3 protein-coding genes are annotated in these 6,049 nt (G+C 70.0%); all 3 read right to left on the bottom strand.

Features of this window, described 5'->3' with window-relative positions:
• Positions 1-349 precede the first annotated feature (349 nt).
• The gene (gene uvrC, locus ABZ671_RS32240; RefSeq protein ID WP_357865196.1) at positions 350-2,287 is read right to left on the bottom strand and encodes an excinuclease ABC subunit UvrC; all 1,938 of its coding nucleotides are present in this window, start codon (positions 2,285-2,287) and stop codon (positions 350-352) included.
• 44 nt (positions 2,288-2,331) lie between these two features.
• Entirely contained in the window at positions 2,332-2,814 is a 483-nt protein-coding gene (locus ABZ671_RS32235) for a Rieske (2Fe-2S) protein (protein ID WP_357865193.1), read from the bottom strand.
• Positions 2,815-2,893: 79 nt separating this feature from the next.
• Positions 2,894-5,839, bottom strand: a complete 2,946-nt coding sequence (uvrA, locus tag ABZ671_RS32230) for an excinuclease ABC subunit UvrA (protein ID WP_357865191.1) — start codon at positions 5,837-5,839, stop codon at positions 2,894-2,896.
• Between the last annotated feature and the right edge of the window lie 210 nt (positions 5,840-6,049).

The raw sequence follows: 6,049 nt of genomic DNA, 5'->3' as shown, positions 1-6,049 counted from the left end.
TGGCGGATCATTCCGCCGGGCCGGGGGCCCGTGGTGGTGGGCCGGTGACCGGCGCGGGGATGCGGCGCGGTCAGCCATGTACAACGCCCCCGACCTCGGCCTCATTCCGCCTGCGGGTCGGCCGCCAACCGGACGGACACGGACAGCCCACCCCATACCCGACATCCCGCCGCCCGCCGCGCACCACCAGACACGGAAACCCGACAACTAAGGATGATCCGGACACCCCTGAACCCAGCCCCGACTCGCCGAGCCCACCATCCGGACAATGCGTCCCGCTCATCAGGACATGCGAAGATCTTGGTAACTTTCGGCCCCCAGGGGGCCTTTTCCGTCCAAGATCTCGACGTCAACTGGGGGTCCGGCCGGTGCCCTCGTCCAGGGCGGCCAGGATCGACTCGGCCGTCCGCTTGCCCACCCCGGGGACCTCGGTGATCTCCTCCACCGTGGCGGCGGAGAGCCGCTTGAGCGAGCCGAAGTGCTGCAGCAGCGCCTTGCGGCGTACCTCGCCCAGGCCGGGGATGTTGTCCAGCGCCGACTCGGTCATCCGCTTCGAACGCCGCTGCCGGTGGAAGGTGATGGCGAACCGGTGCGCCTCGTCGCGTACGCGTTGCAGCAGGTAGAGCGCCTCCGAGGCACGCGGCAGGATGACCGGGAACTCGTCCTCGGGCAGCCAGACCTCCTCCAGCCGCTTGGCCAGCCCGCACAGCGCCACGTCGTCGATGCCCAGCTCGGCGAGAGCCTGCGCGGCCGCCGCCACCTGCGGCGCGCCGCCGTCGACCACGACCAGCTGCGGCGGGTACGCGAACCTGCGCGGCCGCCCGGTGGTGGGGTCGATACCCGGACGGTCCGGGTCACCCGCGGTCTCCTCGCCGATCTCCCCCGTCTCCGCGCGGGCGTCGAGGTAGCGGGCGAAGCGCCGACGCAGCACCTCCGACATAGCGGACAGGTCGTCGGTGGCGCCCCGGATGATGAACCGGCGGTATTCGCTCTTGCGGGGCAGCCCGTCCTCGAAGACGACCATGCTGGCGACGACGTCGGTGCCCTGGATCTGGGAAACGTCGAAACACTCGATGCGCAGCGGCGACGTACGCATGTCGAGCGCCTCGGCGATCTCGTCGAGGGCCTTGCTGCGGGTGGTCAGGTCGCCGGCCCGCTTGAGCTTGTGCCGGGCGAGCGCGTCCTTCGCGTTGCGTTCCACGGTCTCCAGCAGCGACCGTTTATCGCCCCGCTGCGGCACCCGCAGCGACACCCGACTGCCCCGGCGGGCGGAGAGCCAGTCGGCGAGCGCCTCGGCGTCGCCGGGCAGCTCGGGGACGAGCAGCTCGCGGGGCACATCGGCCTCGCCCTGCTCACCGCCGTAGACCTGGGTGCAGAAGTGGTGCACCAGGTCGCCGGTGGTCAGCTCCTCGGTCTTCTCCACCACCCAGCCGCGCTGGCCCCGCACCCGCCCGTCGCGGACGTGGAAGACCTGCACCGCGGCCTCGAGCGGGTCTTCGGCGAAGGCCACCACGTCGGCGTCGGTGCCGTCGCCGAGCACCACCGTCTGCTTCTCCATCGCCCGCCGCAGCGCGACGACGTCGTCACGCAGCCGGGCGGCCCGCTCGAACTCCAACTGCTCGCTGGCCTCCCGCATCTCCCGTTCGAGCGTGCGGACCATCGTGTCGGTGCGCCCGGCCATGAATTCGCAGAAACCGTTGACGATCTCCCGGTGCCGTTGCGCGGTCACGCTGCCGACGCACGGCGCGGAACACTTGCCGATGTAGCCCAGCAGGCAGGGGCGGCCGACCTGGCCGGCCCGCTTGAACACGCCCGAGGAGCACGTCCGCGCCGGGAAGACACGCAGCAGCAGGTCCAGCGTCTCGCGGATCGCCCAGGCGTGCGAGTACGGCCCGAAGTAGCGCACCCCCTTGCGCTTGGCGCCGCGCATCACCTGCAGCCGCGGGAACTCCTCGTCGAGGGTCACCGCCAGGTACGGGTACGACTTGTCGTCGCGGTAGCGGACGTTGAACCTCGGGTCGTACTGCTTGATCCAGGTGTATTCCTGCTGGAGCGCCTCCACCTCCGTGGCGACGGTGATCCAGTCGACCGACTCGGCGGTGAACACCATCTGCCGGGTGCGCTGGTGCAGGTTGACCGGATCAGCGAAGTAGGAGTTGAGCCGGCTGCGCAGGTTGCGCGCCTTGCCGACGTAGATCACCCGACCGGTGCCGTCCCGGAAGCGGTAGACCCCCGGCGAATCCGGGATGGTGCCAGGTGCGGGACGGTAGGTCGAGGGGTCAGCCACGGGGCAAGCCTAATCCGCACCCCCGACACGCCACCGCCGTCGCGTCAGGGCAGGCTGATCTGGTCGCCGGTGACCTCGATGTTCTTCGGGGGCAGCGGCCGGCGGGCGGGCCCCAGCTTGACCGAACCATCGACGATCGAGAAGCGGCTGTTGTGGCAGGTGCAGACGATGGCGTCACCCTCGATCCTCGACACCGGGCAGCCCTGGTGGGTGCAGATCGGGCTGAAGCCCTTGAACTGGCCCGCCTGCGGCTGGGTGACGACGACGCCCTTGTCGGCGAAGACGGCCCCACCGCCGACCGGGATGTCGGAGGTCTTGGCGATGACTTCGCCGCCACTGGCGGTCGCACCAGGATCGCCGCTGGTCGCGCCGGAACCGCCATTGGTCGGGCCGGCGGCGGCCGGGCTCGTCTCGTCGTCGGTGCCGCAGGCGGCCAGCGCCATGGCCGCGCCGACCGCACCGGCACCCGCCAGCAGGGCCCGCCGGGACTGCGTGCCCGGCGCGGTCAGCATCTGGTCATCACCCATGTCCGGCCTCTCTCGCCTACCGCCGCACCGTGACGACGCGCGGCTACAGATTCAAACACGAATCACCGTGCCGTACGGTTCAGTGCGCCCCGGCGGGCACCTTCCGGGTACGCGGCTTCGCGCCACCGCCGTTGGCCTTCGCCGCCCGGGTCGTGGCCGCCTTGGCACCCTTGGCCTCGCCGTCGAGCTTGAGCATCGGGCGCAGGAACTGGCCGGTGTGGCTCTCCGGCACCTCGGCGACCTCCTCCGGGGTGCCGGTGGCCAACACCGTGCCGCCCCGATGGCCACCCTCCGGGCCCATGTCGATGATCCAGTCGGCCGTCTTGATCACGTCGAGGTTGTGCTCGATGGTGATCACCGTGTTGCCCTTGTCGACCAGGCCCTCCAGGACCATCAGCAGCTTGCGGATGTCCTCGAAGTGCAGACCGGTGGTCGGCTCGTCGAGCACGTAGACCGTCCGGCCGGTGGAGCGCTTCTGCAGCTCGGAGGCGAGCTTGACGCGCTGCGCCTCGCCGCCGGAGAGCGTCGGGGCGGGCTGACCGAGGCGGACGTACCCGAGGCCCACGTCGACCAGCGTCTTGAGGTGCCGGTGGATGGCCGGGATGGCGGAGAAGAACTCGGCCGCCTCCTCGATCGGCATGTCCAGCACCTCGGCGACCGTCCGGCCCTTGTAGTGCACCTCCAGGGTCTCCCGGTTGTATCGGGCGCCCTTGCACACCTCGCACGGGACGTAGACGTCCGGCAGGAAGTTCATCTCGATCTTGATGGTGCCGTCGCCGGAGCACGCCTCGCAGCGCCCGCCCTTGACGTTGAACGAGAACCGGCCCGGCCCGTACCCCCGGACCTTGGCCTCGGTGGTCTCGGCGAAGAGCTTGCGGATGTGGTCCCAGACGCCGGTGTAGGTGGCCGGGTTCGACCGGGGGGTCCGGCCGATCGGCGACTGGTCGACGCCGACGACCTTGTCCACGTGCTCCAGGCCGCTGACCCGGGTGTGCCGGCCGGGGACCAGCCGAGCGCCGTTGATCTGGTTGGCCAGGACCGCGTAGAGGATGTCGTTGACCAGCGTCGACTTGCCGGAGCCGCTGACCCCGGTGACCGCGATGAGCTGACCGAGCGGGAACGACACGGTGAGGTTGCGCAGGTTGTGTTCGCGCGCCCCGTGCACCACCAGCTCACGGCCCGGGGTCTGCGGGCGGCGCTGCTTCGGCGTCGGGATCACCTTCCGCCCGGACAGGTACGCCCCGGTGACCGAGTCGTCGTTCTCCAGCAGGGCTGGCACCGAGCCGCTGTGCACGATCCGGCCGCCGTGCTCGCCGGCGCCCGGGCCGATGTCGACGATCCAGTCGGCGACCCGAATGGTGTCCTCGTCGTGCTCGACCACAATCAGCGTGTTGCCCAGCCCCCGCAGCCGCAGCAGCGTCTCGATCAGGCGGTGATTGTCCCGCTGGTGCAGGCCGATGGACGGCTCGTCGAGCACGTAGAGGACGCCGACCAGGCCGGAGCCGATCTGGGTGGCGAGCCGGATGCGCTGCGCCTCACCACCGGAGAGGGTGCCCGCCGGACGGTCCAGGGAGAGGTAGTCCAGGCCGACGTCGAGCAGGAACTTCAGCCGGGCGTTGATCTCCTTGAGCACCCGCTCGGCGATCATCTTCTGCCGGTCGGTGAGCTCGATGCCGGCGAGCAGCTCGGCCGCCTCGCCGACGGACAGGTTGCACACCTCGGCGATGCTCCGACCAGCCAGGGTGACCGCGAGCACCTCCGGCTTGAGCCGGGTGCCGCCGCAGGCCGCGCAGGGCACGTCCCGCATGTAGCCCTCGTACTTCTCCCGCGACCACTCCGACTCGGTGTCGGTGTGGCGGCGCTCGATCCACTGCACCACACCCTCGAAGCCGGTGTAGTAGGAGCGCTCACGGCCGTACTTGTTGCGGTAACGGACGTGCACCTGGTCGTCGGAGCCGTGCAGGATCATCTTCTGCACCCGGGAGGGCAGGGCCCGCCACGGGGTGTCCAGGTCGAAGTGCTCGGCCTCGCCGAGCGCCTCCAGCAGACGGAGGAAATATTCCAGGTTGTGCCCGGTGGCCCAGGGCTGGAGGGCACCCTCGCGCAGGGTGCGCTCCGGGTCCGGGATCACCAGCTCCGGGTCGACCTCCTTCTTGGTGCCCAGCCCGGTGCACTCCGGGCAGGCGCCGTACGGGGCGTTGAAGGAGAAGACCCGGGGCTCCAGATCCTCGATGGCGAGGGGGTGGTCGTTGGGGCAGGCCAGGTGCTCGGAGAACCGGCGTTCCCGGTCCGGGTCGTCCTCGGCCAGGTCGACGAAGTCGAGCAGCACCAGGCCGCCGGAGAGGCCGAGCGCCGCCTCGACCGAGTCGGTCAGCCGCTGCTTGGCGCTGGGCTTGACGCTGAGCCGGTCGATCACCACCTCGATGGTGTGCTTCTCCTGCTTCTTGAGCTTCGGCGGCTCGGTCAGCGGGTGCACCACGCCGTCGACCCGGGCCCGGGCGTAGCCCTTGGCCTGCAGCTCGGCGAAGAGGTCAACGTATTCGCCCTTGCGGCCGCGCACCACCGGGGCGAGCACCATGAACCGGGTGCCCTCGGCCATGGCCAGCACCCGGTCGACGATCTGCTGCGGGCTCTGCCGGGAGATCCGCTCGCCGCAGACCGGGCAGTGCGGCTCACCGATGCGGGCGAACAGCAGCCGCAGGTAGTCGTAGACCTCGGTGATGGTGCCGACGGTGGAACGCGGGTTGCGCGAGGTGGACTTCTGGTCGATGGAGACCGCCGGGCTGAGGCCCTCGATGAAGTCGACGTCGGGCTTGTCCATCTGGCCGAGGAACTGCCGGGCGTACGACGACAGCGACTCCACGTAGCGCCGCTGACCCTCGGCGAAGATGGTGTCGAACGCCAGGCTCGACTTGCCCGACCCGGAGAGCCCGGTGAAGACGATCAGGGCATCCCGGGGCAGGTCGAGACTGACGTCACGCAGGTTGTGCTCGCGCGCGCCACGGATGATCAGTCGGTCGGCCACGGTCCGTGTACTCCCGGAAGAAGAATGTGAGACGGATCTGTCCGTTCAGAGGACGGTCTGAGCGGTTTTTCGAGGTTGTCGAAGCGCAGGAAAGACGCCCGAGCAACTCTAGCCCTGAGGTACGACAACTTCCGTCGTGCGCACATTCCACCAGGTCAGCCCGGTCGCGCCGGCCCGGTTCGGGCCTGGACCAGGTCCTCGGCATCCGCC

The sequence above is a fragment of the Micromonospora sp. NPDC006766 genome, assembly GCF_040636055.1.
In the GTDB taxonomy this organism is placed as follows: Bacteria; Actinomycetota; Actinomycetes; order Mycobacteriales; family Micromonosporaceae; genus Micromonospora.
Note: the sequence above shows the minus strand (reverse complement) of the source record. Positions and strands in the feature narration are given on the sequence as shown.

Bases quoted from the DNA above. Each gene is read 5' to 3' on its own strand.
- ABZ671_RS32235 (WP_357865193.1), bottom strand. From the start codon at position 2,814: ATGGGTGATGACCAGATGCTGACCGCGCCGGGCACGCAGTCCCGGCGG.